This window comes from Vreelandella glaciei (genome assembly GCF_013415125.1).
Lineage (GTDB): Bacteria > Pseudomonadota > Gammaproteobacteria > Pseudomonadales > Halomonadaceae > Vreelandella > Vreelandella glaciei.
The window spans coordinates 1-17,058 of sequence record NZ_JACCDE010000036.1; the positions used below are offsets into that span (position 1 = coordinate 1).

The following is a 17,058-nucleotide window of genomic DNA, read 5'->3' on the forward strand; positions in this document are numbered from 1 at the left end:
ACTGGCGCGGAACTTGACGTTGGGCATGGCACTGTCTGGGTGAATGGCGATATTCGCTATATTGCCATGCAGTTCAGTAGGTTAGAAGCATTCCTGGGGGCCGGTCTCACGGATTCAGGTTGAATTGCAGTAAACAGTGCTAAAGCAGACACAATGCGTGCTTTTGGCAATGCCTCTTCAGCCTAGCTGGTTTAAATAGATTTACCGGGATAAGTGAGGTAGTGATTACAGCTCAGGAGGAATTTCCGTCGGTTCCATTTCCACATTTAACTCGAACAAACCGCTACCGGTAGCGCTAAAACCGCTTGCGCTTACTGTGTAAATACCAGGCAGTAATTGCTCTTGAAGACGGGAATCGGTGCCCCCTGCGCCATCGTCGTCGCTGGCTGCAACGCCTTGACCACTAATTTCAATCAATGTATCGAAATCAGCGGAGCGCATTTCTAGGGTAACCAACGAGCTCTCTTCCAGCTCCAACTGATAGATCAGTGGTTCACCGCTGTACCAACCACTGAGCGATCCATCGGCAGTGAGTGACCCATCGTTGCGCAGCTCGCCATCGCCCGGTAATTCGTGAGGCGCCACGAAAAGGGTATAAACACCATTGCCATCGTCATAAGCACTGCGCGCGGTCAGTGTGTATTCACCGGGCTCAAAGAAATCGGCAATGCGAGCGTCTAAATCACCGGCGCTGTCATCATCTTCACGGGTATAGCCATTGGGTCCTTCTATGGCTAAATAGGGGTCAAAATCATCAGAGCGCATTTCAAGCTGGTAAAGACCCGCCTCTTCTATGTTCAGCGCTATTTCATCGGCATCGCCCTGCAACCAGCTGTCGAATGGTTCGCCTATTGTTACCGTGTCAGCATCGGTGAGCTCTACGCTGCGGCTATCAATGGTAAATGGGCCATAGCTATAAGCATCGGCACCACTCACCACCACCACATAATCACCGCTTTCTTCGATACGGTGGCGCACCACAGGCGCATTATCGAGCAACTGGAGCTGGTCATCGTAAAGAGCCACGACGCCCTGCAAGGCACCGTCGAGAGAGATTTCGACAATCTCACCCGCATCTAAGGCGATGGCATAGCGCATAAAGCGGCTGCCATCGTTACCGTTCAGTTCGCTCGCCGAGGTTATTTCTCCGCGTGTGCGCTCCGCTAGAGCGAGCCTTTCCAAACCTACAATAGCCTCGGCGGCCGCTGGCTGATCAGTCGTTTCGGCGTTTTCGGTGGGCGCCTTTTCCGCCATCTCCTCAGTTAGAGGCAACGCCTGAGCGATGAAAAAGCCGACGGCAGCGCCCCCAAAAGCCACTAATATAAACGCTAGCGAAGCTGATTTAGCCATGAACGATCCCTTGTTAAGTTGTAATGACAATCATTAATAAATTAAGCAAACGTGATTATAAGATGCTTAACGAAATCAAGTGAGCGTTTGATAAAAAATACTGCATTGCAAAAAACTGACTTTTTACTAACTTAACCCTTGGGTTGATAAGTCACTGAAACGCAAGGGCACGAACATTGCGATTAAAAAATCTTGAAATTGAACCTAATTGCGTCGATCTTCTCAAAGCTTGCTGACCCGCAACGACAAGGGTACTATCGCAAGGCCTACTCGGCACCTCATCAAAGAATGCGGGATCCGTAATACGCAAAACTGAGGTACTCCTATGGGAGCCCAAAAACGACTGATCCGAACGATTTGTTTGGCAGCGGTAGTAGTTGGTAGCGCTGCTAATAGTGCTTTCGCACACGAAACAGATACACAGGAAGGCGTCGCCTCCTTTTACAGTGACCGCTTTCAAGGAGCCACCACAGCGAGTGGAGAGCCCTTTGACCAGCAGGCACTGACAGCCGCCCACCCTAGTTTGCCGTTTGGCACGAAGGTGTTGGTGACGCGCCCGGACACGGGGCAAGAGGTAGAAGTATTGATCAATGACCGCGGCCCCTTCGTTAAAGGGCGCATTATTGATTTATCCAAACGCGCGGCAGTGAAGCTTGGCATGCTACGCCGCGGTACAGCACCGGTTATGGTAACGCTGTTGGATTAACGGATAACACATTCTTGGTTGGTGTGTGATACCCCTTAGCCTAATTAATGCGACAGTAAACCAGTCAAAATAGTGCCACTCTATAAATACAGGGCGACCAGCAATGGTCGCCCTGTTTCTTTTGAGGTGCTTTATCTCTTACCGCTTTCTCATGCATGGCGAACTTGCAAGCAAGCTAATGGTCTCTATGCTGCAAGGAGTTTAACGCGCGTAGCTGAAACAGATAGCTCAAAGCGCCATTTATTCGCAGGAGGCATTTATGCAGTCACAGTTTTATACGCTCACCGATTATCCCCGCGGCCTACCCGATCGCGCTCTGTTTAAACTGGAGACGCAGACGCTGCCTGAGCTAGCCGACGGCGAAGTGCGAATTCGTAATCGCTGGCTCTCTGTAGACCCTTATATGCGGGGCCGCATGAATGGCGTTCGCACTTATGTAGACCCCTTTGAACTCGGCAAACCCATGGAAGGCGGTGCCATTGGTGAAGTGATCGAGTCCAATGATCCAAGCTTAAAAGTAGGTGACAACGTCAGCCACATGGGCGGCTGGCGTGATATTGCCCAACTGCCTGCCCAAGGGGTGACGCCATTACCCGACCTTGATGTTCCTGAACAGGCTTACCTGGGTGTGTTAGGCATGCCGGGCATGACCGCCTGGACCGGTCTTAATTTGATTGCAGAGTGCAAACCGGGCGATAACGTTCTGGTCAGTGCGGCCAGCGGTGCGGTTGGTTCGTTGGCGGTTCAGTTAGCCAAAGCAAAAGGATGTCATGTAGTGGGCATTGCGGGTGCTGCTCATAAGCTCGCTTGGCTTGAATCACTGGGTGTCGAACCGGTCAGCTATCGCGATCGCAATGCGCATGAATTAAGCGACGCCATTAAGCTCGCAAGCCCCAACGGTATTGATGTGTATTATGAAAATGTGGGTGGCATTTGCCTGGAAGCTGCCCTCAGCCAGTTAAATGAAGGCGCCAGAATCGCGGTGTGCGGTATGATCGACGATTACAACGCCGCAGAGCCCACTCCCGGCCCCAGCAACCTTTCGCAACTGGTGATACGAAAAGCCAAGATGCAGGGTTTTATCGTGGCAGATCACTGGTCGAGCTATCCCTACTTCCTAAACGAAGTGGCCCCGCAAGTCGCCGCTGGCAAACTGGCTTATAAAGAAACCGTGAAAGAGGGTTTAGAGAGCACCCCAGAGGCTTTCTTGGCACTGTTTGAGGGCGGTAATACCGGTAAGATGCTGGTCAAACTAGACAGCTAATCGTTGCGTTAGATTAAACTTACAGGTGCTCACTACCCCACACCCCAAAAGCCGCGCTACGTTGATAGTGCGGCTTTTTTATTGATCACTGTTCATGCTTACCTACCAGAAATCATTAGACCAAAAGCGAATTGATTATTAAAATCGATTAGCTGTTGAGATGTGTTTTAACCCATCGGCATTGCTGATGGGTTAAGGCTCACTGCTGAATCGCCGCTTAGCAGCCACTACTAAGCGGCATTAACTCGTTGTTAAATAGGGGTTACCTCATGGATGAACACTTACGTACGCACAGCAGATGGCCGCTATTACTGCTTGGCCTTTTGCTAGTGGCGGCGGGACTTGCCTTGGCCATTGGCGGCGGCAAGCTGCTTAGCGTAGGCGGCAGTGCTTATTACTTAATTACCGGCATAGGCGTTATCGCCAGCGGTGTTTTACTGGCAATACGCCGGGGAGCAGCGCTCTGGCTGTATGCGCTTATCTTGTTTGCGACGCTTGTATGGGCGTTATGGGAAGTCGGATTAGACTGGTGGCAGTTGGTGCCACGCGTTGCGATCCTCTGTCTAATCGGAATTATTCTACTGCTTCCCTGGTGGCGTAAACCGTTACATTCACGGGGCGGCAGCTTGGCATTGGTAGGTAGCATTATTGCTGCCATCTTGGTGGCTATTGCGAGCCAGTTAAGCGACCCAGGCAGAATCGAAGGGACGATTTCCAACCCCAACGAAGCGGCTAGCACCGTTAACCCTGCGCAAGTAGCGGGAGACGACTGGCCCGCCTATGGCGGCACCAACGCAGGCACTCACTACTCCTCGCTTGAACAGATTACGCCTGACAACATCGGCGAACTGGAAGAGGTATGGCGCATTCAAACCGGCGATGTGGCGGGGCCCAGCGCGCCGCCCGAAATCACCAACCAGAATACCCCGCTTAAAGTAAACGACAGCCTATATATTTGTACCTCGCACAGCCGCGCGATGGCGCTCTCCCCGGAAACAGGGGAAACATTGTGGGAGTTTGACCCCGAGGTGAGCACGCTGGGTGCCGAGGATTTCTCGCTCTGGGCGCATATGACCTGCCGCGGCCTCGCCTACTACGATGCGGCTAATTACGCCGCTGGTTCAGACACTAGCGAAACAGCGGATGACAGCGAGGCCGGCAACAATAGCGCCGCGACGAGTGACACAGCGCTCTCTTTCGACATCTTCGATAACAATGATATTTTCAGCCTCGACCTCTCTTTCCTATCCTTGATGTTTGGCGCTGAAAATGAAGGCAACTCGCAGCCCATGCTTAGCGAAACGGATGTCATGTGCCCACGCAGGCTTTACCTGCCCACCGCTGATGCGCGTTTAATTGCACTGAATGCTGACACCGGTGAACGGTGCGCCAACTTTGGCGAGAATGGTGAAGTCGACTTGACCAACAATATTGGCGACTTCGACCCTGGTGGTTACTACTCCACCTCGCCTGCGACAGTAACTGAAAATCTGGTTATTCTTGGTGGACACGTTACCGACAACAGCTCCACTGATGAGCCTTCTGGCGTCATTCGCGCTTTTGACGTGCATACCGGCGAGTTGGTGTGGAACTGGGATAGCGGTAACCCCGATGACACCGAACCACTAGCTGAAGGCGAAACCTACACCCGTAACTCGCCTAACGTATGGGCGCCGATTAGCGTAGATGAAGAACTCGGCATGGTTTACCTGCCCATGGGCAACGCGACGCCTGACCAGTATGGCGCTAACCGTAGCGAAAACGATGAAACCTATAGCGCAGGCTTGGTGGCACTTAACTTGGCAGATGGCCAAGTGGAATGGGTTTATCAGTTTGTCCATCACGACTTATGGGATATGGACACACCCGCCCAACCGGTGCTGATTGACCTGGCCACAAATGAAGGCACCCAGCCCGCGGTGATTCAGCCGACCAAGCAAGGCAGCCTTTACGTTTTGAACCGTGAAACCGGTGAGCCGATTGTGCCCATCGAAGAGGTGCCTGCTCCGCAAGGCGCTGTTGAAGGCGACTGGACAGCGGAAACACAGCCGCGCTCAGCGCTAAACCTGCTGCCTCCCCCGCTCACCGAACGCGATATGTGGGGTGCGTCACCGTTTGACCAAATGATGTGCCGCATTCAGTTCAACTCGTTGCGTTATGAAGGCCAGTACACGCCGCCTTCGCTGGAAGGCAGTATTGTTTATCCGGGCAATGTCGGGGTAATGAACTGGGGTGGCGTCGCTGTTGATCCTGAGCGTCAAGCGTTGTTTACCGGTGCTAAATACCTGGCATTCGTCTCCACCCTGGTACCTCGCGAAGAGGTAGAAGAAGGCCAAGGCTCGGCCAGCGAACAGGGGTTGCAGCCTAATGCAGGCGCCCCCTATGCCGTTGAGCTTGGCCCACTGCTTTCCGTGCTAGGGCTGCCCTGCCAAGCACCCTCCTGGGGTGATGTGGCCGGTATCGATCTACAAAGCGCAGAAGTGGTATGGAAACACCGTAATGGCACGACACGCGACAGCATGCCGTTCGACCTGCCGATTGGGCTGAATGTCGGTGTTCCCGCACTCGGCGGCCCGATCACCACTGCGGGCGGTGTATCGTTTCTGAGCGGCACGCTAGATCAGTACCTGCGTGGCTACGACATCACCTCTGGCGAGGAAGTGTATAAAGCGCGCCTGCCAGCAGGTGGTCAAGCCACACCCATGACCTACACCGGCGAAGATGGTCGTCAGTACGTCGTGGTCACGGCAGGGGGTCACGGCACCTTTGGCACCAAAATGGGTGACTATGTGATTGGCTACGCGCTGCCTGAATAACCGATCGAACTAATAGACCCACCAACGAAAACGGGCGACCCAATGGGCCGCCCGTTTTTATTTATGCAGCGTTTAGAAACGCACTTCTAATCCGCCATAAACGCTGCGTCCAGGAGCAGATTCATAGAAACGACCAAAAGTGCCGTTCAAGCGCACATTGGAATAATGCTCTTCATCTAATAGGTTGCGCACGCCCACATAGGCATTTAGCCGCGTATCGCTGCCCAACTGCCAACCATCTCCCACACGCAGATTGACCAGCCAGTAGCTATCGACCTCGGTTTCATTGGCATTGTCCGCCACCAAGTCACCCACGTATTGGGTTTCCAGGGTCGCAAAGCGTTCATCAACTCCTTCCCAGGTTAGCTGGTTGAACCAGGTCTGTTCAGGTAAGCCGGGGATGCGGTTGCCGCCAAAGCTTTCCGTTGGTGTGGCAAATTGATCAAATTCATAGCGCGCCAGCGTCAGGGCGCTATCCAACCGCCACTGGTCGGCTAACTGCCAACCGAGCGCCAACTCGATACCGTCACGATCAGTATCACCCGCGTTCTGGTAGAGCGTGCGCCCCCCATTTTCCTCTTCGTAAGGGACTAGCTCATCGCGCACGCGTACTGAAAACAGCGCCAAGTCATAATCCATTGCGAGTGGCCCCACATAGCCACGCAACCCCACCTCGCGGTTCCACGCTTTTTGTGGCTCAACCGCCGGGTTAAAACCGCCGCCCGCTGGGTTAGCAAACTCTGAGAACGTTGGGGTTTCAAAGGCGGTGCCGGTGTTGATATACGCCTGATGCTGTGGGCGATAGCGGTAGCTAAGCCCCGCCGAGCCGCTCCACTCATTAAAGGTTTGCTCGCCGCTTTGATCACCATCGCTCTGATAGCGATCATCTACTTCCAACTCCACCCGATCAAAGCGAGCGCCAAGCGAAAGCGTGACCTGCTCGGTTAAAGCCAAATCACCTTGAGCAAACACCCCAGCCGAGGTTGCCGTTTGGGTCTCTTCCGCCAGTTGCTCACCAACAACACCCTGCGGATTGACATCGTTCCTAAAGCGCTCGTCGTCTTGGCGAGCCACATCCACACCGGTGATATAGCTCAGCGGTAGGCTGCCCAGGCTGACCTCATGGTGATACTCGGCGCTCGCGCCCAGGTAATCACGCTGGTAGCCGATGCGGCTGTCACCTACGTAGGGCAGTTGCTGCTCAAAATCGCGTTGGGAGATAAAGCCTTTTAAGTAGAACTCGCCAGGGCCTGCGGACAAATCTTCGTACTGTAAGCCGAGGAGCTGTTGATCAACGTTCTGACCGGCATCCAGCGCCAGGGAGTTCGGCGCTGCCTGATCGCGGCCACTCGCCACCTCACTTGCATTCAGCGCACCGGGATCTTCAGAGCGGGGGTTATCGAGCAGATTGATAATCGCGGTTAACGCACGGTCGCTGCCTAACTCGCGGCGTAGTTTGGCATTCAACAGGTACTTTTCCGTGGAGCTCTGCTCTCGATAGCCATCGACATTAAGCGCTGAAAAGCTCACATGGTGCGACCAATCCCCTTGGGCGCCACCGGTTTGCACGACCGCCTTACGGTAGCCATCGCTTCCCACCTCGGTACGCACGCTCGAACCAGGGTTATCGCGCCCATTTGCGGTGGTGATATCAATCACCCCGCCCGCCGCATTGCCATAAAGCACCGAAGAAGGCCCACGGATGACTTCAATACGCTCAGCGCTGTCCAGATCAATGGCATCTAACTGCGCCTGACCGTCCGGCAGCGTGTAGGGAATACCATCGACCATCACGGTAATACCGCGCACGCCAAACGGCGCGCGAGCACCAAAACCGCGGATGGAAATGCGCTGGCCCTGGGCGAAGTTATCGCGGTTCTGCAGAAAAACACCCGGTACTCGCACCAGCGACTCATCCAATCGCGCGCGCTGCTGACCTTGCGCAATGGCTTCGCGGTCAATGGTGGAAACCGCCGCGGGCGTATCATATAGCTCACGCGCCAAACGAGGCGCGGTCACCTCCATGGTGGACAGGTTAGTGTTATTCGCTGGGCTCTCTTGAGCCCAGCTTTGACTTGCTACAAAGCAGCTCAACACCCCTAAAGATGCGGTGGTGAATTTTAATATTATGTTGGGCATGGGGTCCCTCCCAGATAGTGTTAGTGGAAATTAAAAGTGTAAATGAACGATTTTCTATTGGGTTAGTCTCAGCTTGTTCACCAAGGCCTGGATAAAACTTCCGACAGTGCCTACACTTGTACAAGTTACACCCCTGAAAGCAAAGGAGGCTTCATGGCGTTTACAGCGACTGATCCAATTAAGATGATTTTTGCCGTTATACTTCCCCCACTCGGCGTATTTTTTGAGGTCGGTTTTAAAGGGCATTTCTGGCTGAACATTATCCTAACGCTATTTGGCTTCATTCCGGGCATCATTCATGCGTTTTATGTGATATTGAAGCACTAGCATTTAATGAAGCTGTTTGTTGAGTATGACGCCGCCTAAGCTAACGCTTAGGCGGCTTTTTTGTGACATTAACTAAGGCGTGTCGACGCTGATGCAATGCATGCACGCTCTCATCAAGCTCTGGAATAGGGCCTTCTACCTTCAGCCCGGGTACCACCTTTTGAATAGGCAAAGTGGCAACAGGTGGCGGCCCAACCCCTAAATCCGCTAGCCATTCACTTAGCTGCTCTGATGAGCTCGCATAAACAATGCGCCCCAGCCCTACCCAGCCATGAGCAGCAGCGCACATGGGGCAATGTTCGCCTGAAGTATAGACAGACGCCGCTGCTCGCGCTTCTGGCGTCATATGCTGTGCTGCCCAGCGTGCCAGAGCAAACTCCGGGTGTTGGGTGGAGTCACCACCGGCAATGCGGTTACGGTCCTCTGCCAACACGTCACCGTCAGCACTTACTAGCACACTCCCAAAGGGCTCATCGCCCGCCTCAAGGGCCTCTTCAGCCAGTTCAATGGCACGTCTCAGATAGATGAGTTCTCGATCATTCATCGCGAGTTCTCCTTTAAATCAACAGCGCTGACTTACTACCCCTTTCTTACTACACCTTTGCCGTTGCAGGCGTATCTTCCAGAGGCGTCTCTTTCAACGCTTCGCCTTCGCTTTGAGCGATAACGGAGGTACCCACTAAATCGCCTGTCACGTTAAGCGCCGTAGCTCCCATTCCCACCAGTGCATCGATAGCGGTAAGCAGCGCAACCGTCTCTATTGGCAGCCCCACTTGAGCAAACACCGTGGCGATCATAATGATTCCCGCGCCTGGCACGCCTGCGGTACCCACCGACACCAACGTGCCAATCAGCACTATCTGCACCATGCTAATGAAATCCAGCGGTGCGCCAATCACATTGGCCGCAAAGACCGCCGAAATGGCGATACGAATCGCCGCACCATCCATATTTAACGTAGCGCCTAATGGCAGACTGAAGCCGTAGATACTTTTGGAAATCCCTAAACGGTGGGCCGCATTAATGGTGAGTGGTAATGTTCCCGAACTACTTTGGGTCGCAAATGCTGTCGCCATCGGCGTGCGGGCCTCACGAAAGAAAGTGCGTAACTTCACACCAAACAGCCGCATGATGCCGCAATAAATCAGCAAATGAGCGGCGAGTGCGATATACAGCACCACCACCATATCGCCCAACGATAGCAACGTTTCCAACCCCTGCTGGCTTACCGTTTCGGCGACAATCGCAAACACGCCGATGGGCACGTAGTGCAAGACGCCAGACATCACTTTTAAGGTGACCTCATTGAGCGCTTCAATCACCTCATACAAACGTTCGCCCATCGCCTGCTGGTGTTCCGATTGACGCATTTTTAACAAGGCGATGCCGAACACCAGCGCCGTAAAAATAATACCCAGCATATTGAGCTCGGCGAATGCACCAATGATGTTATTAGGCACGATATTAAGTAGCGTATCGACCACACCGGGGTTGTCGGGCACCGAGAAACTAGCCTGTTCGTCCAGCCTCATTCCGCTACCTGGGTTAAACAGGGTAGCGATGATTAAACCCACCGTGATCGCTAATGCTGATGACGCTAAATAGTAGCCGAATACCTTGCCGCCAATACGTCCTGCACTGCCTTCCCTTGACTGATTCACCCCCACCATCAGCGTAAACAGCACAATCGGAACAATCAGAAAAGTAAGCAGCCGAAGTAGTATATCGCCCAGTGGCGCCAACCAGACCGCTACCGGCTCACCACCCATCAACCCGACCAAAACGCCCAGCACCAGTGCGATGGTGACGCGTAAAATCAACGACGCCTGTGAATAGGCTTTCCATATGCGAGTCATTTAAGTCCCTATAGGTTTGCATGTGTGAGCAGGTCTAATTTGAGAAGCATGTACCCCACTTATACATCTCATTCTATTAGTGTGGCACAGCGATATCGACAAGAGAGGAAGGCGGGAGAAACAGCCCCTATCACTGTCGAAGGCCCGTTGGCTTTTTATAGAGTGCAGCCTCCTCAAACACGCACAGCCTTGTGCATGTTTGTTAATTTAGCGATTACTTTATGGAAACCGATGGCGTTAAATACCCTCATTCAAGCATTGAGGTATTGCTGGCACTAATGAAGCCCTTTGCAACTAACGTATCAAGTCAGATTATCTTTACAAGAAAAGGAGTTTTCGCATGCGATTTTCTATCACCTGTTTAACGGTATCCACATTGGCGCTAATGACAGCGGGCTGCGCGCAACATTCCGCCACGACCAGCGAAAATAGCCTAGCTGAAATCCGTTATGAAGTAGGCCCTTGCTACGGTACCTGCCCTGTCTATAGCGTTACGGTTGAGGCGGATGGTACAACCCGCTACACAGGTGGACGTCACACTGCCGTGGAAGGTGAGCACACTCAGGCAGGCAATATGACTGTTTTTCATTCGCTACAAGAGCGACTAGCTGCCATGCAACCCGACATGGGCACAACGCAGCAAACTCTTGATTGCGAACCCCGCGCCTCCGACCTGCCACACTACACAGTGACCTGGGTTAACCAGGATGGCGCACAAGCGGTGCTTGAACACGATACGGGCTGTCACTCTGAAAACGGTCGCGAACGAACTGAGATTCTAAGGAGCCTCAATGCAGAGCTTGGCATTGAAAATTGGGTACAACAGTAAGTGTAATAGTCAGTGCATAATCACTGATGGCAGCTAACACGCGATATCTTTGTCAAGGAGCGCCAATGCATACGATCAATCCGAGTAAGCTACACCACAGCAAATGGACGGCTGCACAGCCAAGCAATAAAGAGAAGCACTTTATGGTTACCCAGTTGCTGCGCGATGAAGAAGAGAACGTAGTAGAGGTCGTGCTTGAGGCTATTTATACTCATCGCGAGCTCATTGTGCCGTGGCAAAGCTTAAAAGATGACAGCGTGTGGAAAGTGGGCTGGCAATAGAGGCATTATAGTAAGCGCAAAGGTAAGATAATCAACAAAGGGTTTGACACGAGCTACAATTCATGACACTGTAGCGACAGTTGGTTAGCAAGCAAGCATGGTTTCAGAAGTGTACGAAAAAGATTTAGAAATGTACGAGATAGACGTGTACAAAATCTTTCGGCAAGACTGTAATTGTATTCCTTGTTTTATCCGCTATTAATCTGGGTGATACCAGGAACTTTACAAAGCGCATTGCGCGAAAGGATTTTTACTATGTCTACTGGCACAGTTAAGTGGTTCAACGATACTAAAGGCTTCGGTTTTATTGCTCCTTCTGACGGCGGCGATGACCTGTTTGCCCATTTCTCTGAAATTCAAGCAGACGGCTTCAAAACCCTGCAAGAAGGCGCTAACGTTTCTTTTGACGTTACCCAGGGCAAGAAAGGCCTTCAAGCTTCAAACATCAAGCAAATTTCCTAAGTCCAAGCCTCTCAAGGCTTAACGCTTTAGAATTTGCTCGAACCTTCCAAGGTTCGGATAACAGGGCCCGCTTATGCGGGCCTTGTTGCGTTTGGGCATATTAAAACTGAGCGTTTAGAGCAGACGACGTCACCCCATCTTCAGATGCATCCGGGTTTAGAGTCTGAAGTTACTCTATCGTTTTTTAACGCAAGTTGCGCAGCATAGGCGGAAGGCGTTAACCCTCCCAGTCCCTTCTTCGGTCCTTCCTCGTTGTATTCCCGTCGCCACGCCTCGATGATGACCCTCGCGTGATGAAGGTTGGTGAACCAATGCTTATTTAGACATTCATCCCGAAAGCGCCCATTGAACGATTCGATGTAGGCGTTTTGGTTGGGTTTTCCAGGTTCGATTAAAAACAGGACAACGCCACGTAGATGTGCCCATGTCAGCATGGCACGCCCGCAGAATTCCTTGCCATAGTACGAATGGCGCTAGGTAGGCCACGTTGTATAGCCAGATGATCCAGTATCCGTGTTAACGACAGTCCGCCAATGGCACGGTCAGGCACGATAGCCACAGCTTCATGGGTAGCGTCGTCGATAACGGTGAGGTTCTTGATAACGCGCCCTTCCGCCGTACGGTCAAACACAAAATCCATTGACCAGACTTGATTGGCGGCACCAGGGCGGCCTAGTGGCTTACGCTCAGACGTGGGAACCGTCTTACGCTTGCGGCGTTTTACCTGCAACCGAGTAGCTGCGTAGAGGCGCTCGACGCGCTTATAACTGACCTGTTCACCGGCTTGACGCAGCTTCAGATAGATCATGCCAGCGCCGTAGCGACGATGTCGATTTGCCAAGGCAACAATGCGTTCACGCAATGGCCCATTGCGGTCAGGCGCCGATTGATAGCGCAATGCACTGGCACTCATACGAAGGACACGGAGCGCTCGGCGCTCACTCAGACCACGTGTCACCATGAAACGCACCTCATCTCGGCGTGCAGGGGCGCTCACCACTTTTTTCTCAGCGCCTCGCGTGTGACCTCCATTTCCAGTAGTAATTCGGCGAGCAGCTTTTTTAATCGCGTATTTTCAGTTTCGAGTTCTTTAAGTCGCTTGGCCTCAGGGACTCTCATGCCGCCAAACTTGCTGCGCCATAAATAGTAACTGGCTTCTGAGAAGCCGTGTCGACGGGATAGATCCTTAATGGGCAGTCCCGCTTCTGCTTCGCCCAGGAAACCAATGGTCTGCTCTTCGCTGAAACGCTTCTTCATATCCAATCTCCTTACGCATAGGATCAGACTCTAAAGTGTAGCGCTACTCAATCTGGGGGTGACGTCGGCCCTACTACCGTTACTCGGAATGCCGGCACGCGCTGTGTAATTCGCACCACGTCGCGCAACCTGCTGGAACGCCTCCAGGCTTATGAGGATGACGTGTTGCGCTTCCTCGACGCCCCTGTAGCTCCCTTCACCAACAACCTGGGGGAGCGTGATCTGCGAATGACCAAGGTTCAGCATAAAATCTCGTGCTGTTTTCGCGCCCGGGAGGCCGCCGAGATTTTATGCCGGATGCGCAGCGTCCTCTCGACTGCGGTCAAGCAAGGGGTGGCGGCGCATACCGCACTGGAGCAGCTATTTGCTGGTGAAGTGCCGGACTTCATGCGACAGGACACCCTGAATCAGGCTGCGTGAGCTGAATAGTTACGCCCTGGACAACGTTATCAATAACCCACAGCGCCCGTTGGTGGCAGTTTTCGGCGGCGCCAAAATAGCGGACAAGCTCGAAGCTATCAATGCCCTCATCGGCCGCGCCGAGCAGGTTTTGATTGGCGGTGCGATGGCCTATACGTTCCTGCGGGCCTGTGAGATTCTCGAGAAGGCCGGTGACAAACTGCTTCTGCCCACAGACCATGTCATGGGTATGGAGAAAGAGACACGTACAGGCAGAGAAATCATCGGCAACTGGATGAGGATGGACATCGGGCCGGATGGCGACTTCGACGGCAAGGTGGCCGCCATCGAGAAACTGGACCGCGCAATTCCCCGGATGATGGAACTGCAACTGGATGTCATTGTGGTAACGGGAGATCACAGCACTCCCAGCGCCATGGCATGCCACAGCTGGCATCCGGTACCGGTTCTGATCCGCGCGAACACCTGCCGGGTGGACAGCGTCGAGGTCTTCGACGAAACTGCCTGTGCTGGCGGCGGGCTTGGTCACCTGCCGGTAAAACATCTTATTACCCTGGCGCTGGCCCACGCCGGCCACTACAAAAATACGGGGCCTGAAGGCCAGCACCGAACTAGACCGGTCTTTAGAGGAAGTTTCCAGTGGGTTCGAAAAGCGGAAAGAGAAGGGACTCTCCCGAAAAAAACTCGTGGCACGCCGTCGACGTCGAAGACGCTCTGGCGGAATTCGGCGTCCGGAAGAAAAATGGATTGACGGAGGATGAGGCCCAGGAGCGATTGAAGCGCTACGGCCCGAATCAGCTACGGGTGGCCCAAAGCCAGCCCTGGTGGCGGATTCTTCTGGGACAGTTTCAGAGTATCGTTATCTACCTGCTGGGCGGCGCCGCCGTTCTGGCGTTTGCCACCGGCCGCCTGCCGGAAGGATTTGCCGTCCTGGCGGTGCTGCTGGTCAATACCACTATTGGCTTTGTAAGCGAATGGAAGGCGGTACGATCCATGGCCGCCCTGCGCCGATTGGGAGAACACATGACCCGGGTGCGCCGGGAAGGCAGCGAGCGGGAGACTGCCGCATCGGAAATCGTGCCAGGCGATATTGTACTGCTGGAGGCCGGCGACCTGGTCCCCGCCGATCTGCGGTTGCTGGAAGCGGAACACCTGAGAGTCAACGAAGCACCGCTTACCGGTGAGTCAGTTGCGGTGAGCAAACTGACCGATACCCTGGCCTCGGATACTGACCTCGCCGATCGCAACAACATGCTCTACAAGGGCACCAGCATCGCCGACGGTACTGCAGTGGGTGTTGCAGCGGCAACTGGCTCGGAGACGGAACTGGGCCGGGTGTCGGCGCTTGCGGAATCGGCTGAGGGAACCGTTACACCATTGCAGCAGCGGCTGGATCAACTGGGGCGCCGCCTCGCCATATTAACCGTTCTTATTGCCATCGTGGTCGCCGCGATAGGTTTTCTGGTGCGGGAGCAACAGGCCGCGCTGGTGATCGAGACGGCGTTGGCCCTTGGTGTGGCTGCCATTCCTGAAGGCCTTCCTATCGTCGCCACCATTGCCCTCGCCCGCGGCATGTACCTGATGGCGGCCCGCAACGCGCTGGTAAACCAACTCACTGCGGTGGAAACGCTGGGGGCAACCCGGGTGATCTTTTCGGACAAGACCGGCACGCTGACGGAAAACCGGATGTGGCTACACAAAATCGTCACCCCCAATGGCGATCTCGTGCTGGAGGAAACCGGCACTGGCGAGGCGCTGGAAGACAAGGAGGGGATTCGCCGTGTCCTGGAGGTGGGCCTGCTCTGTAATGGTGCCTCCCTCGATCAGCAACAGGGAGAGGACAATCCCCGCGGCGATCCCACTGAAGTCGCGCTGCTGGCGGGAGGAAAAGACCTGGGGCTGGAACGGGAATCGTTGCTGGAAGAGCGACCCGAGGCCCGGGTGGAACAATTCGAGCCCCGGCTCAAGAAGATGGCCACCTTTCACCGCGATGAGGGCCAGTATTACGTGGCGGTGAAAGGCGCTCCCGAGGCGGTGCTGGATGTCTGCACCGACATCATGACAGATGACGGCACCAAGCCATTGGATGACGAGACACGCAGCCAATGGGTAGAACGCGCCAGCCAACTGGCAAGCGAGGGTATGCGACTTCTGGCAATGGCCGAGAAAAGGGCGGAAACCAAGGATTCCGATCCCTATGAAGATCTGTGCTTCCTCGGCCTTACCGGGTTGCTTGACCCACCCCGCGAAAACGTCAAAAAGGCGATAGACACCTGTCAAGCGGCGGGTATCCGGGTGGAGATGGTGACCGGCGATCAAATAGAGACCGCCACAGCGATCGCCCGGGCCGTGGGGATTGTCGGGGGCAAGGATGACCCGGAGACCATCGGCATGCTGGGACGCGATATCGGTTCCCCCGACGATATCGACGAGGACCAGCAGGAGAAGATCTACCGTGCCAACATCTTTGCGAGGGTGAGCCCTGAGCAGAAGCTCGATCTGGTGACTATTTATCAGAATCGGGGCGAGATCGTGGCAATGACCGGTGACGGCGTCAATGACGCCCCCGCTCTGAAAAAGGCGGACATCGGCATTGCCATGGGCAAACGGGGCACTGAGGCGGCCAGGCAGGTCGCTGACATGGTGCTGAAAGATGACGCCTTTGAAACTATCGTGGCGGCGGTGCGACAGGGAAGGGTCATTTTCGGCAACATCCGCAAATCCGTCATATTCATGCTCACCACCAATGTGGCCGAAGTGCTGGCGGTTGCCATAGCCATCGGCGCCGGGTGGCCTCTGCCGCTGCTTCCTCTGCAGATTCTTTATCTCAATGTGCTCACCGATGTGTTTCCGGCTCTCGCTCTGGGGCTGGGGCCGGCCAGCGGAAATGAGATGGAAGACCCACCCCGCAGCCCCCGGGAATCCGTGCTGACCCGGGCCCACTGGACTGAAATCACGGGATTTGCTGCCTTGATGGCAGCGTGTGTGCTGGTCGCTCTGCTGCTGGCAGACCACTGGCTGGGGTTGACGGAACTGGAAGCGGTAACGGTTTCTTTTCTGACTCTGGCCTTCGGCAAGCTCTGGTTTACATTCGTTCTGCGGAGCCCGAAATCCCCTATTCTGCGCAATGAGATAACGCGCAATCCTTGGGTATGGGGAGCGCTGGCAATGTGCGTCGTGTTGCTGGCGGCCGCGGTATACCTACCGTTGCTATCTGGCCTGCTCCGAACCCAGCCCCTAGGCTGGCAGCCCTGGCTTCTGATTCTGGCAATGAGTGTCATTCCCCTGCTGGTGGGACAAACAGTTCGGGAGATACAGCGGCGCCGGATGTCTGGATAAAAGGTTCTTCGT

At 54.3% G+C, this 17,058-nt stretch carries 13 protein-coding genes and 2 pseudogenes; 10 read left to right on the forward strand and 5 right to left on the reverse strand.

The genetic code is table 11. The annotated features are described in order from the left end of the window. Positions 1-225 precede the first annotated feature (225 nt). Positions 226-1,350, reverse strand: coding sequence for a hypothetical protein (locus HZS80_RS19610; RefSeq protein WP_179917047.1), 1,125 nt, complete (start codon positions 1,348-1,350; stop codon positions 226-228). Between the two features lie 325 nt (positions 1,351-1,675). Between HZS80_RS19610 and HZS80_RS19615 the strand changes: the two genes are divergently transcribed. The 3 genes from HZS80_RS19615 to HZS80_RS19625 all read left to right on the forward strand — a co-directional run bounded on the left by HZS80_RS19615 (position 1,676) and on the right by HZS80_RS19625 (position 6,136). Further along, positions 1,676-2,056 carry a septal ring lytic transglycosylase RlpA family protein gene (locus HZS80_RS19615; RefSeq protein ID WP_176303323.1) on the forward strand — a complete coding sequence of 127 codons (381 nt, stop codon included), beginning with the start codon at positions 1,676-1,678 and terminating at the stop codon, positions 2,054-2,056. Positions 2,057-2,315: 259 nt separating this feature from the next. Next, positions 2,316-3,320, forward strand: coding sequence for an NADP-dependent oxidoreductase (locus tag HZS80_RS19620; RefSeq protein WP_179917048.1), 1,005 nt, complete (start codon positions 2,316-2,318; stop codon positions 3,318-3,320). A gap of 269 nt (positions 3,321-3,589) precedes the next feature. After that, entirely contained in the window at positions 3,590-6,136 is a 2,547-nt protein-coding gene (locus tag HZS80_RS19625) for a glucose/quinate/shikimate family membrane-bound PQQ-dependent dehydrogenase (RefSeq protein ID WP_179917049.1), read from the forward strand. A gap of 72 nt (positions 6,137-6,208) precedes the next feature. Here HZS80_RS19625 and HZS80_RS19630 read toward each other — a convergent pair whose 3' ends face one another. Then, positions 6,209-8,275, reverse strand: a complete 2,067-nt coding sequence (locus HZS80_RS19630) for a TonB-dependent receptor family protein (protein WP_179917050.1) — start codon at positions 8,273-8,275, stop codon at positions 6,209-6,211. Between the two features lie 153 nt (positions 8,276-8,428). Here HZS80_RS19630 and HZS80_RS19635 point away from each other — a divergent pair, with 153 nt between their 5' ends. Beyond that, entirely contained in the window at positions 8,429-8,602 is a 174-nt protein-coding gene (locus HZS80_RS19635; RefSeq protein ID WP_035538925.1) for a YqaE/Pmp3 family membrane protein, read from the forward strand. Between the two features lie 40 nt (positions 8,603-8,642). On the opposite strand, the gene HZS80_RS19640 is transcribed toward HZS80_RS19635, so the two are convergent. After that, positions 8,643-9,146, reverse strand: coding sequence for a nucleoside deaminase (locus HZS80_RS19640; RefSeq protein WP_179917051.1), 504 nt, complete (start codon positions 9,144-9,146; stop codon positions 8,643-8,645). A gap of 49 nt (positions 9,147-9,195) precedes the next feature. After that, positions 9,196-10,458: a dicarboxylate/amino acid:cation symporter gene (locus HZS80_RS19645; RefSeq protein WP_179917052.1), complete on the reverse strand. Its 1,263-nt coding sequence runs from the start codon at positions 10,456-10,458 to the stop codon at positions 9,196-9,198. Between the two features lie 340 nt (positions 10,459-10,798). Here HZS80_RS19645 and HZS80_RS19650 point away from each other — a divergent pair, with 340 nt between their 5' ends. From HZS80_RS19650 to HZS80_RS19660, 3 genes are all read left to right on the forward strand, one after another. Further along, positions 10,799-11,287 carry a DUF6438 domain-containing protein gene (locus HZS80_RS19650; RefSeq protein WP_179917053.1) on the forward strand — a complete coding sequence of 163 codons (489 nt, stop codon included), beginning with the start codon at positions 10,799-10,801 and terminating at the stop codon, positions 11,285-11,287. Positions 11,288-11,352: 65 nt separating this feature from the next. Next, entirely contained in the window at positions 11,353-11,568 is a 216-nt protein-coding gene (locus tag HZS80_RS19655) for a TIGR02450 family Trp-rich protein (protein ID WP_035563866.1), read from the forward strand. A 255-nt stretch (positions 11,569-11,823) separates the two neighbouring features. Further along, complete coding sequence (locus HZS80_RS19660; protein ID WP_007111402.1) at positions 11,824-12,030, forward strand: cold-shock protein; 207 nt, start codon at positions 11,824-11,826, stop codon at positions 12,028-12,030. A gap of 140 nt (positions 12,031-12,170) precedes the next feature. Here HZS80_RS19660 and HZS80_RS19665 read toward each other — a convergent pair. Next, positions 12,171-13,287 (reverse strand): annotated as a pseudogene (locus HZS80_RS19665) (IS3 family transposase). Positions 13,288-13,398: 111 nt separating this feature from the next. On the opposite strand from HZS80_RS19665, the pseudogene HZS80_RS19670 reads away from it, so the two are divergent. The 3 genes and pseudogenes from HZS80_RS19670 to HZS80_RS19680 form a co-directional block, all read left to right on the forward strand. Beyond that, positions 13,399-13,707, forward strand: a pseudogene (locus HZS80_RS19670) (IS66 family transposase); the annotation flags it as partial. A 16-nt stretch (positions 13,708-13,723) separates the two neighbouring features. Beyond that, positions 13,724-14,458 (forward strand): phosphoglycerate kinase, encoded by a 735-nt coding sequence (pgk, locus tag HZS80_RS19675; RefSeq protein WP_281372625.1) that lies wholly within the window; start codon positions 13,724-13,726, stop codon positions 14,456-14,458. Continuing rightward, positions 14,347-17,046, forward strand: coding sequence for a cation-translocating P-type ATPase (locus HZS80_RS19680; protein ID WP_179917055.1), 2,700 nt, complete (start codon positions 14,347-14,349; stop codon positions 17,044-17,046). The genes pgk and HZS80_RS19680 overlap by 112 nt, the downstream gene beginning before the upstream one ends. The last annotated feature ends 12 nt before the right edge of the window (positions 17,047-17,058 follow it).

Bases quoted from the DNA above. Each gene is read 5' to 3' on its own strand.
- HZS80_RS19610 (WP_179917047.1), bottom strand. From the start codon at position 1,350: ATGGCTAAATCAGCTTCGCTAGCGTTTATATTAGTGGCTTTTGGGGGC.
- HZS80_RS19615 (WP_176303323.1), top strand. From the start codon at position 1,676: ATGGGAGCCCAAAAACGACTGATCCGAACGATTTGTTTGGCAGCGGTA.
- HZS80_RS19620 (WP_179917048.1), top strand. From the start codon at position 2,316: ATGCAGTCACAGTTTTATACGCTCACCGATTATCCCCGCGGCCTACCC.
- HZS80_RS19625 (WP_179917049.1), top strand. From the start codon at position 3,590: ATGGATGAACACTTACGTACGCACAGCAGATGGCCGCTATTACTGCTT.
- HZS80_RS19630 (WP_179917050.1), bottom strand. From the start codon at position 8,275: ATGCCCAACATAATATTAAAATTCACCACCGCATCTTTAGGGGTGTTG.
- HZS80_RS19635 (WP_035538925.1), top strand. From the start codon at position 8,429: ATGGCGTTTACAGCGACTGATCCAATTAAGATGATTTTTGCCGTTATA.
- HZS80_RS19640 (WP_179917051.1), bottom strand. From the start codon at position 9,146: ATGAATGATCGAGAACTCATCTATCTGAGACGTGCCATTGAACTGGCT.
- HZS80_RS19645 (WP_179917052.1), bottom strand. From the start codon at position 10,458: ATGACTCGCATATGGAAAGCCTATTCACAGGCGTCGTTGATTTTACGC.
- HZS80_RS19650 (WP_179917053.1), top strand. From the start codon at position 10,799: ATGCGATTTTCTATCACCTGTTTAACGGTATCCACATTGGCGCTAATG.
- HZS80_RS19655 (WP_035563866.1), top strand. From the start codon at position 11,353: ATGCATACGATCAATCCGAGTAAGCTACACCACAGCAAATGGACGGCT.
- HZS80_RS19660 (WP_007111402.1), top strand. From the start codon at position 11,824: ATGTCTACTGGCACAGTTAAGTGGTTCAACGATACTAAAGGCTTCGGT.